16 protein-coding genes are annotated in these 24000 nt (G+C 61.6%); 6 read left to right on the forward strand and 10 right to left on the reverse strand.

Translation table 11 applies throughout. The features are described from left to right. Positions 1 to 119 precede the first annotated feature (119 nt). Entirely contained in the window at positions 120 to 632 is a 513-nt protein-coding gene (gene ssb / locus CAI21_RS06285) for a single-stranded DNA-binding protein (RefSeq protein WP_116301508.1), read from the forward strand. A 366-nt stretch (positions 633 to 998) separates the two neighbouring features. Here ssb and CAI21_RS06290 read toward each other — a convergent pair whose 3' ends face one another. The 7 genes from CAI21_RS06290 to CAI21_RS06320 all read right to left on the reverse strand — a co-directional run bounded on the left by CAI21_RS06290 (position 999) and on the right by CAI21_RS06320 (position 12898). Then, positions 999 to 1364: a hypothetical protein gene (locus CAI21_RS06290; RefSeq protein WP_116301509.1), complete on the reverse strand. Its 366-nt coding sequence runs from the start codon at positions 1362 to 1364 to the stop codon at positions 999 to 1001. Then, positions 1364 to 7171 carry a non-ribosomal peptide synthetase gene (locus CAI21_RS06295; protein ID WP_147305041.1) on the reverse strand — a complete coding sequence of 1936 codons (5808 nt, stop codon included), beginning with the start codon at positions 7169 to 7171 and terminating at the stop codon, positions 1364 to 1366. Before CAI21_RS06295 ends, CAI21_RS06290 begins: the two co-directional genes overlap by 1 nt. Positions 7172 to 7318: 147 nt before the next feature. Continuing rightward, entirely contained in the window at positions 7319 to 8263 is a 945-nt protein-coding gene (locus tag CAI21_RS06300; protein WP_116301511.1) for a TauD/TfdA family dioxygenase, read from the reverse strand. Positions 8264 to 8342: 79 nt separating this feature from the next. After that, positions 8343 to 8648 carry a TauD/TfdA family dioxygenase gene (locus tag CAI21_RS06305; protein WP_181919287.1) on the reverse strand — a complete coding sequence of 102 codons (306 nt, stop codon included), beginning with the start codon at positions 8646 to 8648 and terminating at the stop codon, positions 8343 to 8345. Further along, the gene (locus CAI21_RS06310) at positions 8645 to 9361 is read right to left on the reverse strand and encodes a TauD/TfdA family dioxygenase (protein ID WP_181919288.1); all 717 of its coding nucleotides are present in this window, start codon (positions 9359 to 9361) and stop codon (positions 8645 to 8647) included. Before CAI21_RS06310 ends, CAI21_RS06305 begins: the two co-directional genes overlap by 4 nt. An 11-nt stretch (positions 9362 to 9372) precedes the next feature. Continuing rightward, the gene (locus CAI21_RS06315; RefSeq protein WP_309544940.1) at positions 9373 to 12258 is read right to left on the reverse strand and encodes an amino acid adenylation domain-containing protein; all 2886 of its coding nucleotides are present in this window, start codon (positions 12256 to 12258) and stop codon (positions 9373 to 9375) included. A 43-nt stretch (positions 12259 to 12301) separates the two neighbouring features. Continuing rightward, on the reverse strand, positions 12302 to 12898 hold the full coding sequence (locus CAI21_RS06320; protein ID WP_116301515.1) for a LysE family translocator: 597 nt from the start codon (positions 12896 to 12898) through the stop codon (positions 12302 to 12304). 705 nt (positions 12899 to 13603) lie between these two features. On the opposite strand from CAI21_RS06320, the gene CAI21_RS06325 reads away from it, so the two are divergent. From CAI21_RS06325 to prpF, 3 genes are read left to right on the forward strand one after another with little or no spacing between them, the layout of a single operon-like run. Further along, a complete protein-coding gene (locus CAI21_RS06325) occupies positions 13604 to 14269 on the forward strand; it encodes a GntR family transcriptional regulator (RefSeq protein ID WP_116301516.1) in 666 nt (221 codons plus the stop codon). Between the two features lie 5 nt (positions 14270 to 14274). Next, positions 14275 to 16872 carry a Fe/S-dependent 2-methylisocitrate dehydratase AcnD gene (acnD, locus tag CAI21_RS06330; protein WP_116301668.1) on the forward strand — a complete coding sequence of 866 codons (2598 nt, stop codon included), beginning with the start codon at positions 14275 to 14277 and terminating at the stop codon, positions 16870 to 16872. A 3-nt stretch (positions 16873 to 16875) separates the two neighbouring features. Next, a complete protein-coding gene (gene prpF, locus CAI21_RS06335; protein WP_116301517.1) occupies positions 16876 to 18054 on the forward strand; it encodes a 2-methylaconitate cis-trans isomerase PrpF in 1179 nt (392 codons plus the stop codon). A 197-nt stretch (positions 18055 to 18251) separates the two neighbouring features. Here the strand turns inward: prpF and prpC are convergent, their stop codons facing one another. Beyond that, positions 18252 to 19400 (reverse strand): bifunctional 2-methylcitrate synthase/citrate synthase, encoded by a 1149-nt coding sequence (prpC, locus tag CAI21_RS06340; protein WP_116301518.1) that lies wholly within the window; start codon positions 19398 to 19400, stop codon positions 18252 to 18254. Beyond that, entirely contained in the window at positions 19397 to 20290 is an 894-nt protein-coding gene (gene prpB, locus CAI21_RS06345) for a methylisocitrate lyase (RefSeq protein ID WP_116301519.1), read from the reverse strand. Before prpB ends, prpC begins: the two co-directional genes overlap by 4 nt. Before the next feature lie 193 nt (positions 20291 to 20483). Here prpB and CAI21_RS23665 point away from each other — a divergent pair, with 193 nt between their 5' ends. Both CAI21_RS23665 and CAI21_RS23670 read left to right on the forward strand, forming a co-directional pair. Beyond that, positions 20484 to 21554 (forward strand): PrpR N-terminal domain-containing protein, encoded by a 1071-nt coding sequence (locus CAI21_RS23665; protein WP_220347779.1) that lies wholly within the window; start codon positions 20484 to 20486, stop codon positions 21552 to 21554. Next, on the forward strand, positions 21548 to 22402 hold the full coding sequence (locus CAI21_RS23670; protein ID WP_258868020.1) for a sigma-54 interaction domain-containing protein: 855 nt from the start codon (positions 21548 to 21550) through the stop codon (positions 22400 to 22402). The genes CAI21_RS23665 and CAI21_RS23670 overlap by 7 nt, the downstream gene beginning before the upstream one ends. A gap of 5 nt (positions 22403 to 22407) precedes the next feature. Here CAI21_RS23670 and CAI21_RS06355 read toward each other — a convergent pair whose 3' ends face one another. Further along, positions 22408 to 23631: a pyridoxal-phosphate-dependent aminotransferase family protein gene (locus CAI21_RS06355; protein WP_116301520.1), complete on the reverse strand. Its 1224-nt coding sequence runs from the start codon at positions 23629 to 23631 to the stop codon at positions 22408 to 22410. Between the last annotated feature and the right edge of the window lie 369 nt (positions 23632 to 24000).

Here is a 24000-nt window from a genome sequence, read left to right on the forward strand (position 1 = left end):
GCTGTCATAATATACAGTAGTGTTGCTGAGCAGCCGATAGCGCTAAACTCGTCACATTCGTATTCGGAGGCTGAAGGCGGCGTTCTTCAGTTCCATTTTCTGAACTCAAGGAGGCTTTCATGGCCAGCAGGGGCGTGAATAAGGTCATATTGATCGGTAACCTCGGACGCGATCCGGAGGTCCGCTACATGCCCAGCGGAAGCGCGGTAACCAACATCGCGGTGGCGACCTCCGAGACCTGGCGCGATAAACAAACCGGCGAACAGCAAGAGCGTACCGAGTGGCACAATGTAGTGTTCTTCAACCGTTTGGCAGAAATCGCCGGGGAGTATCTGCGGAAAGGCTCCAAAGTCTATCTGGAAGGTAGCCTGCGGACTCGCAAATGGCAGGATCGCGAAGGCCGCGACCGCTACACCACCGAGATTGTCGCCAGCGAAATGCAAATGCTCGACGGCCGCGGAGGCAGCGGTGGTGGAGGGGGCGGTGGCGGAGGCTATCAAACCCAACAACAGCCGCCGCAGTACGATGACGGTTACGGCCAGCCGAGCGGTGGCAACCAGGGCGGCGGTCAGCGGCAAGCCCCGCAGCAACAACCGCCGGTTGATGATTTCGACGACGATATCCCGTTCTAGTGAGTACCTTTTGTAGGTTTTGTTGATGATGCATATAAAGCCCCGCTTTTGCGGGGTGGTCCTGCAGCTATTTTCCGGTGCTAGCGGTTGCCGCGCACCTCGACGTAACCATCCCAGCTGGCCTGGTGGTGGTCGAGGTAGGCGGTGTCAAAGCGCCGAGCAAGCGCTCGTAGCTGTGCTCGGCATCCTTGCGGGGGGAGCGCCAGGGTGGTGGCCGGCAACGGTATAGCGGCTGCGTACGAGCACGAGACCTGCCTCCGCTATAGGCGGTCATTGCGCGGACCCAGTCCTCCCCGTGTCCAGATCCGTCGCTTCTTTGGAGCGCGGCTTTTCATAGGTAACGAGAGACACACTTGGGGTCTATCCTCAAGCGGGTGACGTACGACTTAGGAGCCGTTCTACCAGTGATGCGATGCCGCATTCGGCGTAGAGCCGTTCGGGATCCTCAACTAAAACAGCATGGCCGCCGCTAACCGTGACTGCCGTATATTCGGAGCCGGCGAGTGTCTGCCATCCTTGCATGTGTTCGGCCGTGACCAAGCGGTCTCCGCGCGGCCAGACCGAAACGATGTTGCAGTCGACTAATGGCGCGCCAGTTGGAGAATAGCTCTGTGCAAGGCGAGACATGGCGCGTAGCGCCTCACGTCCTGCCCGCAGCAGTGCTTCCTCGGGAAGCGCATCCGTCGCCATCCGCATCTTGCGCAAAAGGGCATCGATCGCTGCGTCGTCCATCAGGTGGTAGGTTGGGCCTCGAACTCCAATGTCGGAGCGGGGGAGCCAACGACGAACAGTGCCGTGGGGCGACGTGTGAGTCGAAGCGCCGTCTCAAAAGCGAGGATTGCACCGAATGAGCTGCCGACGAAGATGCACGGGACATCGGTGAGCGCCTCGACGGCCTCGGCGATCGCTGTCACGAGGGTTTCGAAAGAGGCAGAGGCCAAGGTCGCCGGATCAGGAGCTTGTAGGGCATGTACTGCAACCTCTGGCGAGACAAGCTCGCACCATGGGTCGAAGGCCGAGGCTGCCGCGCCCGCCTGCGGGAAACCGATGATCCGGGCATGTGGGTGTGCAAGGGTGGCCGACAGCTCCACGAGCTTGACCCTAAGCTCTCCACGCGCACCCCCGATGGCGTCAAGGACCTCCCCGACGGTGCGCAGGCTCATGAAGGTGACGACATCCAGGCGGCGGCGGGCCACCGCCTTCAGTGCGCCGGCAAGACGGAGCCGGTCGAGAGAGCCGAGCCCGGCTGCCGACAAAGCCTGCTGCCGGTCCGAGGGCTCGAGGCCAAAGTCTCGAAGGATGTTGTGGATGCGGTTCCCCGCTCCGTGGGCTGCACTGGGGAGGCCGGCGACTTCCGCCCTGATTGCGGTGGCGAGCGCCTCGGCGAAGTCGTCATCAAGCCGATTGTGGTCATACTGAAAGCCGACCGCTAAACGCCCGCCGGACATGTCCCAGTCGATGGCGAGCGGTACGTAGGCATCCACCGCGAAATAGCGCCTTTCAGATTCGTATACATCGCCGGCCGCCGCATCCGGTTCTGGGAACTGGATGAAATTGAAGATAGAGTCGATCAATGCGTGGGCCCCGACCCACTCGCGCAGCCGTTCTTGCGAGACCGCCTTGTGCGCGAAGGCCTTCTGATCGAAGTGATCGAAAGCCACTGCAATTTCTGCAATCTCCGTTCCCTCAACGGGGACTGGTAGGACGTTGAGGAACATCCCAACGGCGTTCTCACTACCGTAGACTTCCGGCCGTAACGAGGTGACGACACCGAGGCTCGAGATGGGCCCGCGCAAGCGATTCAGCGCACGCGCGTGAAGCGCGAAGAGGAGGGCTTTACGTGACGCGCCAAGTTGTTGAGAAGCCGCCGCGAGCGCAGCATTCGCCTCGTATGAGACGCAGACGTCGACTTGACGCATGTCTGCGATGTCGTTGGGGCCGCGGGGTACTGTAAGTGGCTCGGGCTCGGGCTCGGGACGGCTAGCGAAGGCACTGCGCCAGAAGGTTGCGCTGGCCTGGCTGGTTGAAGTCTCCGCTATATTCTGTGCCAGGGCTTCAAACACCGCGATGTCTGAGGTCGGGGCAAACGACCGGCCCTGATAACGGTGGACGAGCTCGGCGATCATAGCGTTAAGGCTCATGCCGTCGAGCGCCGCGTGATGCTCTGCGACGATGACATCAAAACGGGACGGGGCGCGGATGAAGACGGAGAAGCGCACGAGGTCGCCCTCGGTCGGAGCAAAGTGGCGGTCGCGCTCGCGGAAAACCGCGTCTGTAACGATCCGGTCAGCCTCGGCTTCGTCAAGCGCGGATAGATCCTCGACCTGCACCGGTCGGTAGACGAGGCGGTGGTCGAAGACTAACGTGAGACCGGCCTCGCCGATAAGGACGCGTGCCGCAAGCACGGGGTGAGCTCGCCGCATTGCCGCGACTGCCTCGCTAAAGCGTTCAGCATCGAAGGGCGCCCGCACTGGTGTCACCGTCGCATTGTGGTAGATCCGGGCGTCGCCGCGCGTAAGGGTAGCGAGTAACATGGCCTGCTGCAGACTCGACGGCGTCCAGGCCGTACCGTCTGTAGTGGGCGCCAGCTTGTGTATATTGACCTCGCTCTGGGGCGGTCTACTCCTAAGGACGGCAGCGCAAAAATCGGTGAAGACCGGATGCTCGTTGAGCGTCTTTAGGCTGAACGGGAAGCCTGCCTTGCGGGCCTGCGACTGCAGCATGATCGCGCGGATGGAGTCACCGCCCTTCAGGTAAAAGTTATCGCTCTCGTCAAACTCGGGGTTGCGTAGCACCTTGCGCCATAGCTCGAGCATAGCGTGACGCGGCGCGGAATGGTCGGCTGACGCCGGCTCGTCTTTGGCGAGGAGACCGGCGACGGTTGGCGTCGCGTTCAGCGCGGCGAGGTTAATTGAAATGCCGGCTTTACGAGCTTGCGACTGCATCATGATAGCTCGAATCGAATCGCCGCCATTGTGGAAGAAGTTGTCCGTCTCCCTGAGATCGGGCTTGCGTAGAACGCGACGCCAGATCTGAAGCAGAGTCTGCCGCTTACGCGCAGTAGATGCCGTCGCGCTGGCGATCTCTTGCTCCGGCTGATTCGGAATGCCGCATGACGCCCTGGAAGAGCGTGCTTTCGCCGCCTCTACTGCATCGATGCGGGCGAAAAGCGCCGTGTGGTCGAGCTTCCCCTGCGGCGTCATCGGCAGGTCGTCGAGGACGATGATTGGGGAGGGCAGCATATAGGCCGGAAGGTGGGCAGCGAGAAACTGGTGTAATGAAGCGGAGTCCGCAGTGGTTGCAGCGGGCAGCGACTGGGAGAAGTTTGCCGCATCGGCGCAGCTGTAGGAGCCGTCACGGCGGACCGCGACGCAGTTCCAGCGGTCAGTGCCGCGTAGGAGTTCGTCCTGAGTAACGCGGACCTCGAAACCCCTGTCCTTTAGCAGCTCTGAGATAACCTGAACTCGCCCGGAGGTGCTGCCGTCCGGATCGTCGTGGATCTCAAGAGCGACCGAGCGGATGATTGAGAAATGGCGGGGCTCAATGCCATAAAGGACGTCAAGCTCGGCCCGTTGCACATCGATCTTGAGGAGGTCGATGCGCTCGATACCGAGCTCGTCTATGACATCGGACAGGCGGCGTAGCTCGCATATGTGCGTCTCGCCGTCGAAGCGGCCCTGCAACAGTTCGTCCAAATTTTCGCGCAGGATCGAGGCGTTTTCGTCGCCCTTCACCGCGGAGTTGGATAGAAACGTCTCGATGACCGACATCTCGGCGCCGGCATCGGCGTCCTGAGATCGCCCCGACATCATCGAATAACCGGGGTAGTAGGTAAATTCGGTTTCGCCCTGCTTACTCGCGAGGGCGCAGGGGAGGATAGTGGTCTTTGGGGCGTACGCCGCCACGTTGCGGGCGAGGCGCTCGCGGATAGGGGTGAGCGGCTCGAAGGCATAAATCCGCGCTTCAGGCACATGCTGAGCAACGAAGATCGTGAACATGCCAATATTGGCGCCGACATCGAATACGACCGCGCCCGACGGATACGGGAGCTGTGGGTCGGTGTAGATCTTGTCCTCGAAGATCTCCTTGTACTGGTAGTGCGTCTCGTTGGCGTTGACGCTCGCGACGCGTAGTCCGTTCGGAAGGTCGACGTAGAGCGTTCCATCGTCCGGAGCGTGCGCTCCGGCGGAGGTTACCGCCGCCACGATGCGCGGCGCACCTTCGTCTCGATCGTCGAGTACTATGGCTGCTCGCTGCACCAACGGATGCTGCTCAAGGCGGTGACGGATCTCACCTAGCTCCAGGCGCTGGCCCCCGATTTTCACCTGATCGTCGTTGCGCCCGACAAAGGCAAGGCTGTCGTCGGCCAGGCGGCGTACGAGATCGCCGGACCGGTAGGCCCTGCCCCCCGATGGGGCTTTGATGAACTTCGCTGATTCAGCCGCCGAGGCTCCGATATAGCCCTGCGCGACGCCAGCGCCAGATATTAGCAGTTCGCCGACCGCGCCGGCAGGAACCTCGTACCCGTGTTCGTCGACGACCGCGATGGACATGTTGGGTAACGGTGCTCCGAGGTTAACGTAGCCTTTCTCGCCGATACGGGCGACGAGCGTGTTTACTGTCGCTTCCGTCGGACCGTAGACGTTCCATGCCTCACAACTTGCCCAGCTTGCGACGGTGTCCCAGAGTGACTGGCTGATCGGTTCCCCCCCGATCAGAATGCGTTCGGGGAGGCCTTCCGCTGAGGTGCCGAACCCGTGCTCGATCATCGCATCTAGGATGGTCGGTGTGGCGTCGAGAACGTTGAGCTGCTCGGTGTGCACAAACGCCGCCAATGCTTCGGGGTCTCGCCGAACGGACTGCGGAACGACGACGAGAGTACGGCCGCGGGTGAGCTGGAAAAGCTGCTTCATGCTGGCGTCGAAGGCGAGGGGCGCATTGAGCGAAATTCGAAGCGGCGCTTTCGTGCGGGCGTAGATGGTCGCATCGAGCGCGTCGACTAGGTTTGCCACCGAGTGGTGTGCGACCGCTACTCCCTTCGGTGTGCCTGTCGTGCCAGACGTGAAGAGTAGGTAGGCCGTGTCGGTTGGAGCGGGTGCTACTGAGGGCGCAAGGTTCGGTGGATGGCCCAACGCCGGCAGAACTTTGCCTGGCATTACCCGGTTGGCCCTCTCAATGCTGTCGAGCTGCGCGACGGCGTGCGTTGCCGAGGCAAGGCGCGCGATATCCGCGACGCGATGATCCGGGCTATCCGGTAGGATGGGCACACAGACCATGCCTGCCCGCAGCACGCCGAACATCGCGACAATCGCGTCGAGCGAACGGTCTGCGAGGATGAGAACGCGGTCGCCCACAGTCCCCCGTTCGACCAACGCCGCAGCGAGCGCGGTGACGTGCCCGTCAAGCTCGGCGAAGCGTGTTGCCGTGCCCTCTGCGATGACAGCGGTTCGGTGTGCGAAGCGACTCACCGCATCCGCGTATAGGTCGATGAGGTTACGTTCAGAGAATCTCGGTGGGGCAAAATCCGGCGGCTGCTGTCCTGCAATCTCGGCGAGCGGAGCGTCTGTGCCTGTAGCCGCGGTGCCGAGGGCGGTTGCAATCGCGCCGGCGAGGCGCCCGGCAGCGTTCTCGTCCACCCCGGCGAGGTCGGTTTCAACGAGGACGCTTGTCGCGTCGGGTCCGGCCAATAGGGTGACGCCAATTTGCGCGATCTCCGGCAGACGTACCGAGATATCCGCATCCGTAAAGGGGTGTGCCAACCGGCCGAACTCAATGCAGGCTACGAGGCAGCGCGGCGCACCGTGTGCGCCGAGAGCGCCAAGCTGAGCGGCCTCCTCGTAGGCGGCGATGGCCTCCATGACGACCTGGCCTGTACGGTCGACCGACTGCAGGGCAGCGTGTGGGATCCGTAGCGGTACGCGACAGCGGAATGGTCCGGCGACAGCCGCAAACTCGTCGAACAGGCGACCGTCGACGGAAAGGGACACCTGCACGGTTCCGTCGTCGGCAGCCTGCAGGTAGGGTGCGAGGCAGGCGATTGTGGTGACCGTCCCCTTGAGAGCAGCAGGGGCACTGGTCTCTATGCGTCGGACGGCACGCATGAGGCGCCGCGCCGAGTTTGGGGATGTTAGGAGGTCGACCGAGCTATCGTGGGACACCTCGGTCGTTCCCGCTATTACCTGCCCGCGACACCACTCTGAAAAGTGCCAATAGCTCAGGTCCTCGTGCGGCTCCTTCTCTGTCAGAAGTAGCAGGAGGCCATCGACATCGCTGACGTAAGGCGGCGTCGCGAGTGCGAGTCGGCCGATACCGTCCTCGGAACGCAGGAAGTGGATAGCGAGCGCCGTGTCGTCGCTTGGGTGGAACCGTTTTGCCAAGCTGGCCTCGAACGCGTCTTCGTTGTCGTGCTCGGTCACGACCACGCGGCCACCGCGTGCAACCTGTAGCGGCGCGGTGTCCACCGTCGGTGGCATGATCCGCGTCCCGAAGGTCGGATGGCGCGAGACGGCTGCATCGAGTGCGCTACGAACGTTGCTCACGGCAGGTGGTCTTGTCCACCCGACCATCACCACGGGATGGTTGAGTTCGCCAGCGGAATAAGCGCGGAATGCGGCGCTCTGCAGGGGCGCGCGGGGACGCGGTCGGTGTCGTTTCCGACGGGGTGGGGGTGCAGTATCGTGTTCATCTCAAACATCCCTTTCCAAGAGGCCGGTCATACTAACGAGAACGGTGCGAGCTCCCTCGAAGGGCGCGCGGCCGTGCAGGCAGCGGGCATTGTCAAGCATCATTACGTCGCCCTTCTTCCATGTGAAAGCGTGTGCCGCACGCGCATAGACCAGGCGCAGGTGCCGCACCATCTGGTCGGGAATCGGCGCGCCATCGCCGAACAGGACGTTGCGTGGCAGGCCGTCCTCGCCGTAAGCGTCTACGAGCGCCTCGCGAAGGTCGTTGTCCATAGCGGCGGGGTGGAAAATGTGCGCATGGTTGCAGAATAGGCGTTCGCCGGTGATGCGGCTGCGCAGGAAACCGGCCTGAGGCTGCTCGGTGCGCAGGTGGTCCCATGAGATCCACTCACAGCGGATGCCATTTGCCTGGCAGTAGCGCTCGACGTCATCGCGGCTGGAAGTTTGAAACGCGGATTGCCAGTCCATATCGATCTCGGGTCGGAAGTTGCGTACGTAGATGAGGCCCCGCGTTAGGAATTCGTCGCGCACTGCGGAGTCAATGGCGGCGGTGGTTCTGTGCTCGTCGGCGACCGGCGTTTCACCACCCTTAGCGGCTACCTCCTCGGCAAAGAAGAATATCCGCGCCGGTATGCGGCGAGCGAAGGACATCTCGTGGTGGAGGTCGATCCAACTCGAGGAGGAGAACTCAGTTGAGGTGAAGACCCCATCGACGACCTCCCGGCGTACCGCCGCGCGTTCCATATAAGGCAGTGTTTCGGCACCGAAGGCGAGTACCGCCGCACGGAACTCGGCGGCATTGTTTACGGAGAAGCCGGTGAAGAGGAGCCCACCGGAGCGCTCGAGCTCGGCTTCCAGGTCGGAGGCATGCCGGCAGACGAAGTCGGCGAGTGCGACTCCCGGCGCCGCGCGGGATGATCGCGAGGAAGGCGGTCTCGGTATCGACATGAGTGCTAACCAACGGCGAGGCGGGAGCCTTGATCAGCGTGATGGGCGATTGGGGAAACGGTTGTCTCGCCATGCTGGTTCATCCTTGGTGGGGAGCACGTAAGGGCGCGGCGCGGTCGGCGTACGGACCCGCCATCAGCGTGAGCACCTCCCGCTCGCCGGTGAACGAGTCGCGGCCGTGTTGCGAGAGCATGTTGTCGAGCAGGAGTATGTCGCCCCCCTGCCAGTCGAACTCTACGGTGGCCTCGTCAACGGCGCCGCGTAGTAGTGCGAGGTCGTCGGCGGAGAACGCCTCTCCGTTCCCGAAGCACGTATTGGTGGGAACGTTCTGCAAGCCGACCGCGTCGATGAGCGCCTCGGCGAGGCCGGGCTCGAGACTCGTCACATGAAAAACAGCGCGTGGTTGAACCAGACAAGCTCGCCCGTGACCGGGTGCTTCTGAAAGGCCGAGCGTAGCTGTGTGGTGCGTAGGCGATCGTCATCTTCCCAGGTCAGGCTGATGCCCCGAGACTCGCAGAACGCTTCCACTGTCGCCTTATCTTCGGTCTGGAACGCAGTGCGCCAGTCGATGCCGAGACCCGGGGTGTAGACGCGCCGGTACATCACGCCATATTCAAGAAACTTGGAGCGCAGAGGCTCGGATAGGGCCGAGAGGATCTTGCGATTGTCGGCTATCGGTGTATTGCCGCCGCTCGCGGCCTTCTTGCGGCAAAAGAAGCTAATCAGGCAAGGCCAATTTAAAGTGTAGGACTGCTCGCTGTGCATGGCGATCTTCTGGTGCGCCGGGTGGTCCGTGGAGGTGTAGACCTTCTCGGCAACCGCGGTGCGCGGCGAGGAGCGCTCAGTGTAGGTTAGGATGTTGGGCTCGAGCTGGGCGAGAGCCGCACTGAAGTCGGTCGCCTCGCTCACGGCGAATCCGCGGAACAAAATCGCGCCGTGCTCGACGAGCAACCGCTCGATCATGGGTTTGGCGCTCGCAATATAGTCAGTAAGGCTCTCCCTTCCTGCAGCCTCTACCATGAACGGGAACGGCTTTTCGGCTTGAGATCGTGCTTGCGCAACGGCGCCCAAAAAGGATCGAGATTGGCGTAGCGTCATTCCGTTCTCCTTCACAGCAGGGTTGCCAGTTTGCCGGCGATGTTCTCGAACGTACGATGCCATGTCTTGAGGCGCATCGTTTCGAAGCATGCTGGGTGTGCCGTCCAGACGGCGTCCACATGGCCACCGCGCTCCTCCAGCCAGAGCGTGAGCGGAAGCCTTGCCGACGGATTCGGTCGGAAACGGACGATAATGGGGCTGCCGGCAGTGGTGTCGGGCGATTCGGAGTGCCAGCCGTAGGCGATTGCGTACGGAACCCAACCGGGCTCGCCGCGCCGTGTCCGGACTGCCGACAGCACAGACTCGATGCCAACATGGCTATGTGCTACGTGATAGAACACGCGACGGCCGGCCGCATCGAGGCGCTCCTCCAGGGTTACACCGAATGCGCGCGACCAGTAGATGGGTAGCGTATTCACGTGGCAGTCGATGGCGTTAATGTTCCCCTGGTGGCGATCGACGAGGGTGATCCCAATTGAGAGGTCGCCGACGCCGGTAAGCATCGACGCACATTCGGCGAAAAGACCGAAGCCTACCGCCGCGGCCGTCAGGTTAAGCGCGCCCGCAGCCCTGCGGATCGCGGCGACGGCGGTATCGGACAGCGGCTCGCGGAGGATGTGTGCGGCACGCGCATCGGTTGCAGCCCAGGCAAGGAGCTGTGCTTGGGCGAGCTCCACGGAGAGTCGTTCGATGAATGCAGCATCGTCCTCGGCGTCCCTGACAGGCACGCGTAAGGAGGGTAGGGGAGGAAGAGCCTGACCGGCGAGGTGCGCGGCGAGTTCGTCGCGCAGGATATTGAGTGACCAGCGGTCGAATATGGCATGGTCAGCGACGATCCGAGCGGCTGCTCCTCCCGGAATCTTGGTAATCGCCGCCGTGAACGGATATGCGCTCGACAGATGCCGGTCGACCGCCCCTTCCCAGCCGTGGTCTTCTTCGCAAGTGCAGACCGGATCTTCCGCTGCATCGATCGCCATGCGCCGCAGGTTTTCTTCATCTAGAGCAATAGCCGTATGTAGAGAGGGGTGGCGCGCGACCACCTCTCGCACGGCGAGCGCAAGAGCCTCGGGTGGCAGCGTGGTCTCGACCTCGACGAACAGGAGGTATGCAACCGGATCCTCAGCCATCTCCTGCGCGAGCCACATCTGTCGCTGGGCTTGCGTCACGGCCATTGGATCGGGTTTGATCGACGCGAGGCGGCTGGGGCTCTCCTTTGCATTTGCCAGGAGTTGGCGCAGCCCGTCCGGGCTTGCGGCGCGGAATGCCGCGGCGAGCGCCACGGCCCGCCCGCTGGCTTCGCGCAGATACGCAATTATCCGCACGAGGTCCATCGAGCTCGCCCCGTGCAGGAAAATCGGAGCTGATGCCGGCAGGTCGGATCGGCCGAGGACCGCTTGTAGGGCCTCGTCGACCATATCCGTCGCGCTACTGCCTCGCCCTGCGGAGGGTGGGGGGAGCGCATTCTTGTCGAGCTTCCCGCTCGTCGTCGTCGGGAACGAGGGCAGCAGGTCGTAGCTCAGCGGATGCATATAGACGGGGAGCTTGGCGGCGACCTGGCCCTTGATGCTCTCGAGGAGATCTTCTTCGTTGCTGTTACCCTGCGTCGGCACCACGTAGGCCGCGAGCCCCAGGCGTTGCGCACCGAACTGCGCAACGATCACTGTGGCCTGAGCGACGTCCGGCACGCTCATGATGACATGCGCAATCTCGGATAGCTCAATCCTGTGGCCGTCTATTTTGACTTGATCGTCGAGGCGGCCGAGGCAATGCAGATCCCCGGACGGTAGCCGGTGGGCGCGGTCCCCGGTACGGTACATACGCTTACCGACGTAGGGTGGGGCGGTACAGGTTACGAACCGTTCATCTGTGAGGTCCGGGCGGTTGATGTATCCGGCTGCCTGGCCTTCCCCGAGCAGGCATAGTTCCCCTAGCGCTCCGTCGGCGACCGGCTGCAGGTCCGTGTCCATGACAACCGCCTCGGTCCCTGGCAGCGGCATGCCGATGGGAACGCTGTCGCCGACATCCCGCGGGACGAGGTACTCGGTCGAGTAGATCGTGTCCTCGGTCGGGCCGTACAGGTTGAAGACTCGTCGGACGCCTTGATCATACAGCCTGCGGGCAAGGCGGCCGTGTAACACCTCGCCGACAAGAATTACCGTCTGCACCGTAGGGGGGAGTCGTGTGAGGGATAGGACGGCGGATAATGCGGACGGCGCGCAGTTGACGAGCGTAACCTCTCGCCCGACGTGTTCCTCGGCGAGGGAGAGCGCGCTGTCGACGATCTCAAGCGCGCCACCGCAGCCGAGCGGCGCAAAGAGCTCTAGGATCGAGATATCAAACGCATAGGAGGTGGACCCGAGTACGAGGGCGAGATCTGGCCCAAACCGCTCGCGAGCCCAGACCATCCTGCGCGCCGCTGAGCGGTGCCGGATCATGACTCCCTTTGGGCGGCCTGTGCTGCCCGAAGTGAAGAGCACGTAGGCAAGGTCGTCGGGCGCAACGACTGCGGGATCGTAGCCAAGTCGCTCGCCGCCAGCGCGATTAAGGGGAAGCCGCGCAACCGATTCCGGAAGCCCTTGCGCGCACGCGATGTCATCGGTCAGGAGATATCGGCAGGATGCTGTTTCGAGCATGTAGGCAACGCGATCGCGCGGGAAGGCTCTGTCAACGGGCATGTAAACCGCGCCCAACACCATAATCCCGTAGACGGCTGCTACTGCGTCAAACCCGCGCCTGGCCATCAGGGCGACAACATCGCCTTGCCTAACACCGGCCGCAGACAGGAACGCTGCCACCTCTTCGGACCGTGCAAGCAGATCCTCGTAGGAAAAGTCCTGTCCATTGTCCCTGATAGCGCGCCGGGTCAGAATGCCCGCATCCCGGCAAATTTGGAAAATGGTGCGTGAAGCAAATCAATCATAGAGCCCCCTTCATGATCGATTAAAACAGGAGGGGCCACATGCTAAGCACAAGCACCACACCCATCGCCATATTGAAGCGCTTAAGATGAGCCGGATCGGAGAGGGTTTGCCGCAAACTCACTCCAAAACCCGCCCAGATGGATACGCAAGGAAGGTTGATCAAGGTAAACACAGACGCGATTACCAAGACCGATAGGAGTGGGCTATCCGTGTTGGTGTAGATCGCCATCGCGGTGGTGGCCATGACCCAAGCCTTGGGGTTGACCCATTGGAACCCTGCCGCCTCGAGAAAAGTGATCGGCTGGTTTCTCTCAACGCTGCCCTCCGCGATAGAGCGCGTCATTGCGATCCGCCAAGCGAGGTAGAGGAGGTAGGCGCCTCCAGCTATTTGCAGTGCAAGATGGAATGCTGGGAAAGTTGTCAGTAATGCGCCTAGACCAGCCCCAACAGCGATCAAGAGCGCAAAAAAACCTACAGAAATGCCCAGCATATGAGGGATGGATCGAAGGAAACCGAAGTTGACGCCTGAGGAAAGCAGCATGAAGTTGTTGGGGCCAGGGGTGACCGAGGTAACAAACGCATAGCCGATCAGTGCCATATACACGCTGTTGCTCATGATATATCCCTTTATTAGGCCGCTTTCCTAGTAAACACGCCTGCCCTTGTATACCGCCAGGCGGTACGCTCCGGCACTACGAGTTAGCATGTTTAGGCCCTATCAGCAGACCGCCTGAGTTGAGGTGGTCGCGTGGAAACCCCTCATGACCGAGGGCTTCATTACTTTTTGATTATGCTGGTTTTTTCTTTTGTCTGATTAGCTTGAGTATTGTCCAGGCCGGATGGCCCGTCAACCTCTTGTGGCTGGTTTAGAAAATGCGAATTTGATTCTTGTGGAATCTGATCTGAAAGTGCTCCAGAAGCGGCACCTAACGGTTTGCCGGCTAGGTCGGTAGGTTCTCGCCACAGTTTTACGGAAGGAGTGCCGTTATCTCCTCATTCCTGTTCGTTGCCGTTACCAGAACCTAACCACAACAAAGCAATCATCCCGCTAAAGCACGACGAACCTCTTGAAAGGCAAGCCTCAGTTGTCAGGAAAAACCCTTTTGCCCGGCGGAACCTTACACAGCTGCGAATCTTGAAAAGATTGTCGACAATAAACAGGCTTCCCTCCCGATTTCCCTTGAGTACCGCTGTTATGAAGATTCATTGTCGACAAAATGACCATAAAACCGATAGGATACCTATCGGCAAGCGCTGATTGCCCGCTCACGGGTAGTCCATTGTCGACAATTTGCCGGATCTATCCTGTTAAGGCTGACCTATGGACACTGCTCTTGCCAACGACAACCGTACGCTGGCCGAGCGGGTTTTCACCCGCTTGCAGGACGATATCGTCCTCGGTGTGTTCGAACCCGGCCAGAAACTTGGCGAGGCCGAGCTGGCGGCCCGCTACGGCGTTAGCCGTGGCCCGCTGCGGGAGGCAATTCGGCGCTTGGAAGCACGCAAGCTGCTGGAGCGCATCCCCCACGTCGGCACCCGAGTGGCGGCGTTGGAACTGCGCGAATTGATCGAGATCTATCGAGTGCGGGAAGCCCTGGAGGGCCTGGCGGCGCGTTGGGCGGCCGAGCAGATGGGCGCGGCGGAGATTGCCGGTCTTTGGGAGTTGCTGGAGCAACACGAGCAACAGCAGGATCTGCAGGAGGATGTCGCCTACTATCAGCGCGAGGGCGATCTCGATTTTCACTACCGCATCATCCAGGGCAGCCACAACGGCACTTTGGTCGATCTGTTGCTCAATGAAATCTACTACCGCGTGCGTCGTTACCGCTATCAAGTCTCGCTGAATCTCCACCGCCCACAGCGAGCGCTGGACGAGCATCGACGGATTGCCGAAGCCATTGCTGCGCGCGACGGCGAACTGGCCGAACTGCTTATGCGCCGGCATATCAGCCGTGCGCGCAAATATCTGGAAAACCACGACGATTGATGCTTATGAACACACAATACCGCAAGCCTCTGCCGGGAACCCGGCTCGACTACTTCGATGCCCGCGCCGCCGTCGAGGCCATCCAGCCTGGCGCCTACAGAAAACTCCCGTATACCTCGCGCGTGCTGGCGGAAAATCTGGTGCGCCGTTGCGAGCCGGAGCTGTTGACCGATGCCTTGCAGCAGCTCATCGGACGTAAGCGCGATCTCGATTTTCCCTGGTACCCCGCCCGGGTCGTGTGCCATGACATCCTCGGCCAAACCGCCCTAGTCGATCTCGCCGGCTTGCGCGACGCCATTGCGGAAAAAGGCGGCGATCCGGCCAAGGTCAACCCAGTCGTGCCGACCCAGCTCATCGTCGACCACTCGCTGGCGGTGGAGTGCGGCGGTTACGACCCGGACGCCTTTGCGAAAAACCGCGCGATTGAAGAGCGGCGCAACGAGGATCGCTTCCATTTCATCAATTGGACCAAGCAAGCCTTTCACAACGTCGACGTCATCCCGCCGGGCAACGGCATCATGCATCAGATTAATCTGGAGCGGATGTCGCCGGTGGTGCACGCGGTCGACGGCGTGGCCTTCCCCGACACGCTGGTCGGCACCGATAGTCATACGCCGCACGTCGACGCCCTGGGCGTGATTGCTATCGGCGTTGGCGGCCTGGAGGCCGAGAGCGTGATGCTCGGCCGCGCCTCGTGGATGCGGTTGCCGAACATCGTCGGTGTGGAGTTGACCGGCAAGCCGCGGCCAGGAACTACCGCCACCGACATCGTGCTGGCGTTGACCGAATTTTTGCGAAAAGAACGTGTGGTTTCCACCTATCTGGAGTTCTTCGGCGAGGGTGCGGCGCACCTGACGCTGGGGGATAGGGCCACGATCTCCAATATGACGCCCGAGTATGGCGCCACGGCGGCGATGTTTTACATCGACCAACAGACTATCGATTACCTCAAGCTCACCGGTCGCGAGGACGAGCAGGTCAAGCTGGTGGAAACCTACGCTAAAGAGGCCGGTCTATGGGCCGACTCGCTTGCCGAGGCCGACTACGAGCGGGTGCTACGTTTCGACCTCTCGCAAGTAGTGCGCAATATCGCCGGTCCGTCAAATCCGCACAAGCGGGTCGCTACCACTGAGCTCGCCAAGCGGGGTATTGCCGGTAAGGTGGAGCGCGAAGCCGGGCTAATGCCCGACGGCGCCGTCATTATCGCAGCCATTACCAGCTGCACCAACACGAGTAACCCGCGCAACGTGGTGGCGGCGGGGCTTTTGGCGCGCAAGGCCAACGAATTGGGCCTGACTCGCCAGCCCTGGGTGAAGACCTCGCTGGCGCCCGGCTCCAAAGCTGTGCAGTTGTACCTGGAAGAATCTGGCCTATTGCCGGAGCTTGAAAAACTGGGTTTTGGCATTGTCGGTTTTGCTTGCACCAGTTGTAATGGCATGAGCGGCGCGCTGAACCCCGCGATCCAGCAGGAAATCGTCGACCGCGATCTCTACGCCACCGCCGTATTGTCCGGCAACCGTAACTTCGACGGCCGCATTCACCCCTACGCCAAACAGGCCTTCCTGGCCTCGCCGGCGCTGGTGGTGGCCTACGCCATCGCCGGCACCATCCGCTTCGATATCGAAAAGGATGCGCTGGGTACGGACCTGGATGGCAAGCCTATTACCCTGAAAGATCTCTGGCCGAGCGACGAGGAGATCGACGCCATCGTCGAGCAACACGTCAAGCCCGAGCAGTTCCGGCAAGTCTACGAGCCGATGTTCCAGCTTAAAGTGGAAGCCGGCGAGGCGGTCAGCCCCTTGTACGACTGGCGGCCGATGAGCACCTATATTCGGCGCCCGCCCTATTGGGAAGGAGCGCTGGCGCGCAAACCCAGCCTCACGGGCATGCGGCCGCTAGCGGTATTGGGCGATAACATCACCACCGATCACCTGTCGCCCTCGAACGCCATCCTGCCCGATAGCGCCGCCGGTGAGTACCTAGCCAAAATGGGGCTGCCGGAGGAGGACTTTAACTCCTATGCCACCCACCGCGGCGACCATCTCACCGCACAGCGGGCCACCCTGGCTAACCCCAAGCTGCTTAACGAAATGGTGCAGGAGGGCGGCGAGGTCAAACAGGGCTCGTTGGCACGCATCGAGCCCGAGGGCCGGGTTACCCGGATGTGGGAAGCAATCGAGACGTATCAAGCACGGGAGCAACCGCTGATTATCATCGCTGGCGCCGATTATGGTCAGGGCTCGTCGCGGGATTGGGCGGCGAAGGGCGTGCGTCTAGCCGGCGTGGAGGCCATTGTCGCCGAAGGCTTCGAGCGCATTCACCGCACCAATCTGGTTGGCATGGGCGTGCTGCCGCTAGAGTTCAAACCCGGCACCACGCGCAAAACCTTATCGATCGACGGCACCGAAACCTTCGACGTGCACGGCGCGCTAAAGCCGGGCGCCGATCTTACCCTGGTAATTCGTCGCCGTAGCGGCGAGACGGTCGAAGCGCCGGTGACCTGTCGGCTCGACACCGCCGAAGAAGTTTCCATCTACGAGGCGGGTGGTGTGTTGCAGCGCTTCGCGCAAGACTTTCTCGAAGCCGAAGCGGTGGAGGCTTAAGGTATGGCACGAGCAGCGCAAATCAAAGTGCCTGCGACCTATATGCGCGGGGGCACCAGCAAAGGGGTGTTCTTCCGGCTGGAGGACTTACCCGTCGCCGCACAAATACCTGGAGCGGCGCGCGATGCCTTCTTGCTACGGGTGATCGGCAGCCCCGACCCTTACGGCAAGCATACCGACGGTATGGGCGGTGCAACATCGAGCACGAGCAAGACGGTTATTTTGGCGCCGAGCACGCAGCCGGAGCACGATGTCGATTACTTGTTCGGCCAAGTTGCCATCGATAAAGCCTTCATCGACTGGAGCGGCAACTGTGGCAACCTCACCGCCGCCGTGGGCGCATTCGCTATCGAAAGCGGGCTGGTGGCAGCCGAACGGATTCCCCGCAACGGCGTCTGCGCAGTGCGCATTTGGCAGGCGAATATCGGCAAGACTATTGTCGCTCACGTGCCGATTGCCGACGGCCAGGTGCAGGAAACCGGGGATTTTGAACTCGACGGCGTGACCTTCCCGGCGGCCGAAGTGCAGATCGAGTTCATGGATCCGGCCGCCGGCGACGGCGCCTTATTCCCCACTGGGAATACGGTGGATGAGCTGGAAGTGCCGGGTATCGGCACGCTGCGGGCAACGCTGATCAACGCCGGTATCCCGACTATTTTCGTCAACGCCGAGGACATCGGCTACAGCGGCACGGAGCTACAAGAGGCGATCAATGGCGATTCGGAACGCTTAGCCTTTTTCGAGACCTTGCGCGCTCATGGCGCGCTACGTATGGGCTTAGTTGAGCGTATCGAGGAGGCGACGCAACGCCAACACACCCCAAAAATCGCTTTCGTCGCCCCGGCGCGGCCCTACACCACCTCCAGCGGTAAAACGGTGAATGCCGACGAGGTCGATTTGTTGGTGCGGGCTTTGTCGATGGGTAAGTTGCACCACGCCATGATGGGTACGGCGGCGGTGGCCATCGGCACCGCCGCGGCGATCCCGGGCACGCTCGTTAGCGACGCCGCTGGTGGCGGCGAGCGCAACGCCGTGCGCTTCGGTCATCCCTCCGGCATCTTGCGCGTCGGTGCCGAGGCGAGCCGACAAGGCGGCTGCTGGCGCGTGACCAAAGCCGTTATGAGCCGTAGCGCACGGGTGCTGATGGAAGGCTGGGTGCGCGTGCCAGGCGATGCTTTCTAGCGGCCTGAGGCCACAAAGGCTGTGGCGTCTCGCCTGAGCACGGGCAGGGCCGGGGCTCGCGAAATTCAGGCGGAGCCCGTTCGGCGCCGCTGCGATATCTTGGCTTTCCGTAGGCTCTTATCGGTGGGGGATGTCGGGCTTCGGCTTCGCCTCAGCCCAACCTACCGAGCTTGCGGTGGCCCCGGTTTTCCGCAGGATTAATCGCGCTGGTCGATGGACACGAAGCGGCGATTTTCCGGGCCGACATAGTTGGCGCTGGGGCGGATGATCTTGTTATCCACCCGCTGCTCCATGATGTGGGCCGCCCAGCCGCTGGTGCGGGCGATGACGAATAAGGGCGTGAACATTGCTGTCGGTACGCCCATCGCGTGATAGGACACTGCCGAGAACCAATCCAGATTCGGGAACATCTTTTTGATGTCCCACATCACGCTCTCCAGGCGCTCGGCGATGTCGAACATTTTTATGTCGCCGTTTTCCGCCGCCAAGCGCCGCGCGACTTCCTTGATGACTTTGTTACGCGGGTCGCTGATCGTGTAAACCGGATGCCCGAAGCCGATGACGACTTCTTTGTTCGCGACCCGCTGGCGGATGTCCGCTTCGGCCTCGTCCGGCGTTTGGTAGCGCTGCTGGATATCGAAGGCCACCTCGTTGGCGCCGCCGTGCTTAGGCCCGCGTAGGGCGCCGATTGCGCCGGTAATGGCGGAGTACATATCCGAGCCGGTACCGGCCACCACTCGTCCGGTAAAGGTCGAGGCGTTGAATTCGTGCTCGGCGTAGAGGATCAGGGAGGTGTGCATGGCACGCACCCAGGATTCGCGCGGCTTCTCCCCATGCAACAAGTGCAGGAAGTGGCCGCCGATGGAGTCGTCGTCGGTTTCTACCTCGATACGGCGGCCGTTATGGCTGAAGTGGTACCAGTACAACAGCATCGAGCCCAAAGAGGCCATCAAACGGTCGGCAATGCTGCGGGCGCCGGCTGCGTTGTGATCGTCCTTCTCCGGTAGGCAGCAACCGAGCACGGACACTCCGGTGCGCATCACATCCATCGGGTGGGCGGAGGCGGGGAGTTGCTCCAGCGCGCCTTTGACCGCTGCCGGCAGGCCGCGCAGCGCTTTTAGCTTGCTCTTGTAAGCGGTCAGCTCGGCTTGGTTGGGTAGCTTGCCGTGAACGAGCAAATAGGCGATTTCCTCGAACTCGCAGGCTTCGGCCACGTCGAGGATGTCATAGCCGCGATAGTGTAGGTCGTTGCCGCTGCGGCCTACGGTGCATAGCTCTGTGTTGCCCGCGGCGACGCCGGATAAGGCGACCGACTTTTTCGGTTTCGGCTTAACGGTCTCGTTCATTCTTGATTCTCCTTGCTGAACAGTGCGTCGAGCTTTTGCTCATAAGCGTGATAGCCGAGAAACTCATACAATTCGGCGCGTGTTTGCATCAGCGGTAGCACCGATTCCTGGCTGCCTTGTTCGCGTACCGTACGGTAGACCTTGAGTGCGGCCTGGTTCATGGCGCGGAATGCTGACAGCGGATACAACACCAGGCGGACGCCGGCCTCTCCTAGCTCTTCGCGGCTGAACAAGGGCGTCGAGCCGAACTCGGTAATATTAGCCAGTACGGGCACTTTTACCGCCTTGCTGAACTGGCGATACATGTCGAGCTCGGTCATCGCCTCAGGAAAGATCATATCGGCGCCAGCTTCCACGTAGGCACGGGCGCGCTCGATGGCCGCCTCCAGGCCTTCCACCGCGAGCGCGTCGGTGCGCGCCATAATCACAAAATCCGGGTCGGTACGCGCATCCACCGCCGCTTTTATACGGTCTACCATTTCCTCTCGAGAAACAATGGCCTTGCCGGGGCGGTGGCCGCAACGCTTGGCCTGTACCTGATCTTCTATATGGCAGGCCCCGGCGCCGAACTTGATCAGCGATTTGACCGTGCGGGCGATGTTAAATGCCCCGCCAAAGCCGGTGTCGGCATCGACCAGCAAGGGCGTGTCCACGACGTCGGTAATGCGGCGCACGTCGGTGAGTACGTCGTCCAGTGTGCTGATGCCAAGGTCCGGCAAGCCGAGGGAGCCGGCCGCGACGCCGCCGCCGGAGAGGTAGATTGCCTGATAGCCGACCTCAGTGGCCATAACCGCGTGGTAGGCGTTGATGGTTCCTATGACTTGCAACGGTCGCTCGGCGGCTACGGCGCGGCGAAAGCGGGCGCCGGCTGAGGTTGCTTTATTGCTCATGACTGGCTCCTTGGTGCGGTTGGGCTGACAAGCCGTTACGCAAGCGCCATGCCAGCCGCGGCAGCCTCGGCTAAGTGATTGATGTTGGGGCCGAGATAGCGGTTTTCGAAGCCGGCGTTAGATCTTGAGTGTTTTGTTTGTCGTTTTTGTGAAACACTCAGTTGTTTCAATATGAAACGGCGGGGGCGAAGCTATGGTGGATTACAGCGGCCAGAATAGGGATCGCAAACCGATCATCTGGGCTGTCGGCGTCAGCCGCCTAAAGCACGTTTTGCAAGAGTTAGCGCCCCATTATGCCGAACGCGCCGAAATCCATATTATCGACAAAGGGTTTGACGAGGCTGTCGAGGCCATTAAGCATCGTCGTCGGACCGATGAGGCGGATGCGCTGGTGGCGGCAGGTTCGAATGGCGCCTTTCTACGGCGCCATCTTGCGCTGCCGGTTGCTTTGGTGACGCTGACCGGTTTCGACGTGCTAAAGGCATTAGCCGAAGCGCGCCGCATCAGCGAACGGATTGGCGTGGTGACGCACGGCGCGGTGCCGCCGGAGTTAGCGCAGTTCAAAGCGCAGTTTGGCTTGCCGCTGACACTGCGTGCCTACCATACGGCAGACGATGCCCGCGCCCGGGTGCGCGAGCTGGCTGACGCCGGTACCGAGGCCATTATCGGCCCAGGTTTGGTCGCCGACTTGGCCGTGCGCAGCGGCTTGGCCGGCATTTTCTTGTATTCGCACCATTCGGTAGCGGAGGCCTTGGACAAGGCCATTGAAATCGCCCGTGTCGGCCGTGTCGAGGTCGCCCGTCGGGAGCGGCTGGACACTATCCTCAAGCAGCTCAACGAAGGTGTTGTCGCTGTTGACATGGACGAACGCGTGCAGTCGTTCAACCCGGCGCTGGAGCGCCTGCTGAGTCTGCCTGCCGAGCAGGCCATTGGCCGCCGTTTAAGCGAGATCGCCCCTAGCCTGAGCTTGCGTTCGACCTTGGAGCAGGGGCGCGCGGAGCTGGAGCGGATTCACCGGCTCGGCTCGCGTACGCTGGTGACCAACCGCATCCCCATCCGCGAGCAGGGCGTACAAACCGGCGCGGTAATGACCTTACAGGACTCGGCGGCTATCCAGCGTGTCGACCGCAGCCTGCGCTCGACCGATAAACCGCGCCAACTGGCGGCGAAATACGAACTCGATCAGTTGCTCGGCTCCTCCCCCCGTTGCAACAAGCCAAGCGGCTGGCGTCGAAATATGCGGCCACCGAGGCGACCGTGCTAATCGTCGGCGAGAGCGGCACCGGCAAGGAGTTGCTTGCTCAAGGTATCCACAATGCGAGCCCCCGTCGCGGCCACCCCTTCGTGGCTTTTAACTGTGGAGCCTTTCCTGCTGCACTGCTGGAGAGCGAGCTATTCGGCTACGAGGAAGGCGCTTTCACCGGCTCGCGTCGAGGCGGTAAGCCAGGGCTGTTCGAGGCCGCTCATACCGGTACGGTGTTTCTCGATGAGATCGGCGAAATGCCGGTAGGGTTGCAGACGCGACTTCTGCGCGTCTTACAGGAGCAGGAGGTCATTCGTCTAGGTGCCACCGAGCCGACGCCGGTGAATGTGCGAGTGATCGCCGCTACCCACCGCAACCTGGCGGCCGCTGTGGCCAGCGGCGAGTTTCGGCAAGACTTGTACTACCGTTTGAATATTCTGCGCATCGATGTGCCGCCCTTGAGGAACTGTATTGACGATGTGCCGGCAATTGCGCGCCAAGCCCTGGCAAAAGCCTTGCCGAGGTTGGGTGGCCGGTGCGACCCGGAGGTTGTTCTCGCGCAGGTTTTGCCGTTGCTGCGGGCTTATCGGTGGCCTGGCAACGTCCGCGAATTAGAAAACTTGATGGAGCGGCTGGCGGTTTATCACGCCGAATTTGCCGCCGGTGCGATAGGGGCGGAGGAGCTGCGCACCGTGGTGCCGGAGTTATTCGCGGACGCAGCGGGAGGGGAGCGGGCGGCGCCCGCTCTCGATGAGCGCGCGCGCATCGAGCAGGTATTGGCCGCCTGTGGCGGCAATCGCAGCGAAGCCAGCCGCCGGCTTGGAATCAGCCGGAGTACGTTATGGCGAAAACTCAACGCGGGCGAATAACAGCATCAAGTGGCGTCGGCCAAGCCCCGTTCCAGTTCCGCCATGCCGGTCGGCACGTCTAGTTTGGCGCCGGCGCTTTGCATACTCATCCCTAAGGCATGGACGGCACGTAAGACGTTGTGCGCACGGGCCTGCTCTCCCATTTGGCCGATCCGCACCAGGTTCAGGCCAAAGGCGCCGGAGATCTCCACCCGGTAACGCGAGGACATTTGCTTCAGCACGGCATTGGCGTCAACGCCTTCTGGCACGTTAATGCCGACCACGGAGTTGAGGCGTGCCGGCTCGTCGACGAACAGCGTAAGCCCCATCGCGAGAATCGCCCCCTGTAGCGCCTTTGAGCACAACCGGTGGCGCTCAAAGCGTGCGGGCAGGGTTTCCAGACAGATAAGCCGCAGCGCTTCGTGCAGGGCGAGAATACCCGACACCGGTGCCGTATAGTGATAGCCCTTGTTTTGCCAGAACTCGCGCGCCAAGCGTGCATCCAGGCACCAGTGCGGCATGGGCGCACTGCGGTTTTCGATGCTCTCCCAGGCTTCGTTGGAAAACACCAGCAGAGATACCCCCGGGATGGAGGACAAGCCCTTCTGACCGCCGGTAACCACCACGTCCACGCCCCATTCGTCCATCGGTAGAGGCATGGTGCTGAGGGTGCAGACGGCGTCGACGATAGTCTGTGCGCCGCGCGCCTTGGCCAGCTGGCAAATCTCCGGTAGTGCGTGGTTCCATACCGTGCAGGAGGTTTCGCCTTGAACGAGGGTAACCACGTCGAACCGCTCCTGCGCCAACAAGGCTTTGACCGCCTCCGGGTCGGCCGGTTGCCCGAGCGGCACGTTCAGTACCGTCGTCTCGCCCCCTACGCGGCGCGCCATTTCGGCGAAGCGGCTGCTGAACAGCCCATTCTGGACGCATAATACCCGCCGCCCGGGCCAGACCAGATTGCTGATAGCCATTTCCATCGCCGCCGAGCCGGGGCCGGCTACCCCGAGCACATGACGGCTGCGCGTCTGGAAGACGTACTGGGCCATTAGCTTAACGCGCTCGATGATTGTGCCCATGGTATCGCCTAAGTGGTTGATGACCACTGAATTGGCCGCCGCGACCTTGCTCGGCACCGGCACCGGTCCTGCGCCCATGAGCAGAAGCGGCTCGTCCGGCAGGATCTTGTCCAGCGGTAAATCTTCCGGTGGAAGTTGGGGCGGCGTATGTAAGGGCTTTACGTCTTCGAGCATAGAGGATGTCCGTCCAAAAGGGGGCAGAAGCGCCTTTCCCTTAAATCATTGCGGTATTGCCGGGTAGGGACAAGATAATGGCCCGCCTGCCGCTTGGATTCAAGGAAACCCTTAACGGCCTTTTGTTTCTCTGGTCAGGTAGAGCTAAGGAAAGCCAGGTTCGCTGCGAATAGCGTCAGCCCTTGCCAAAAGTCCGATATCGCTAAGGGTGTCCATTCATCACGCTCAGTTTTCTTATGATCATATGCCGGAATGCTTGAAAAGCGCGTGATCCGCTCCAACTTCAGCAGCATCATAGCCTGCTTATTCCTTAAGTGCCTTCGGCTCCCTTGTTGTCGTGGAACCGAGGTTTAACGTTACCTTCAAGCC

Origin of the sequence: Alkalilimnicola ehrlichii (assembly GCF_003399765.1) — a bacterium.
GTDB lineage: Bacteria > Pseudomonadota > Gammaproteobacteria > Nitrococcales > AK92 > AK92.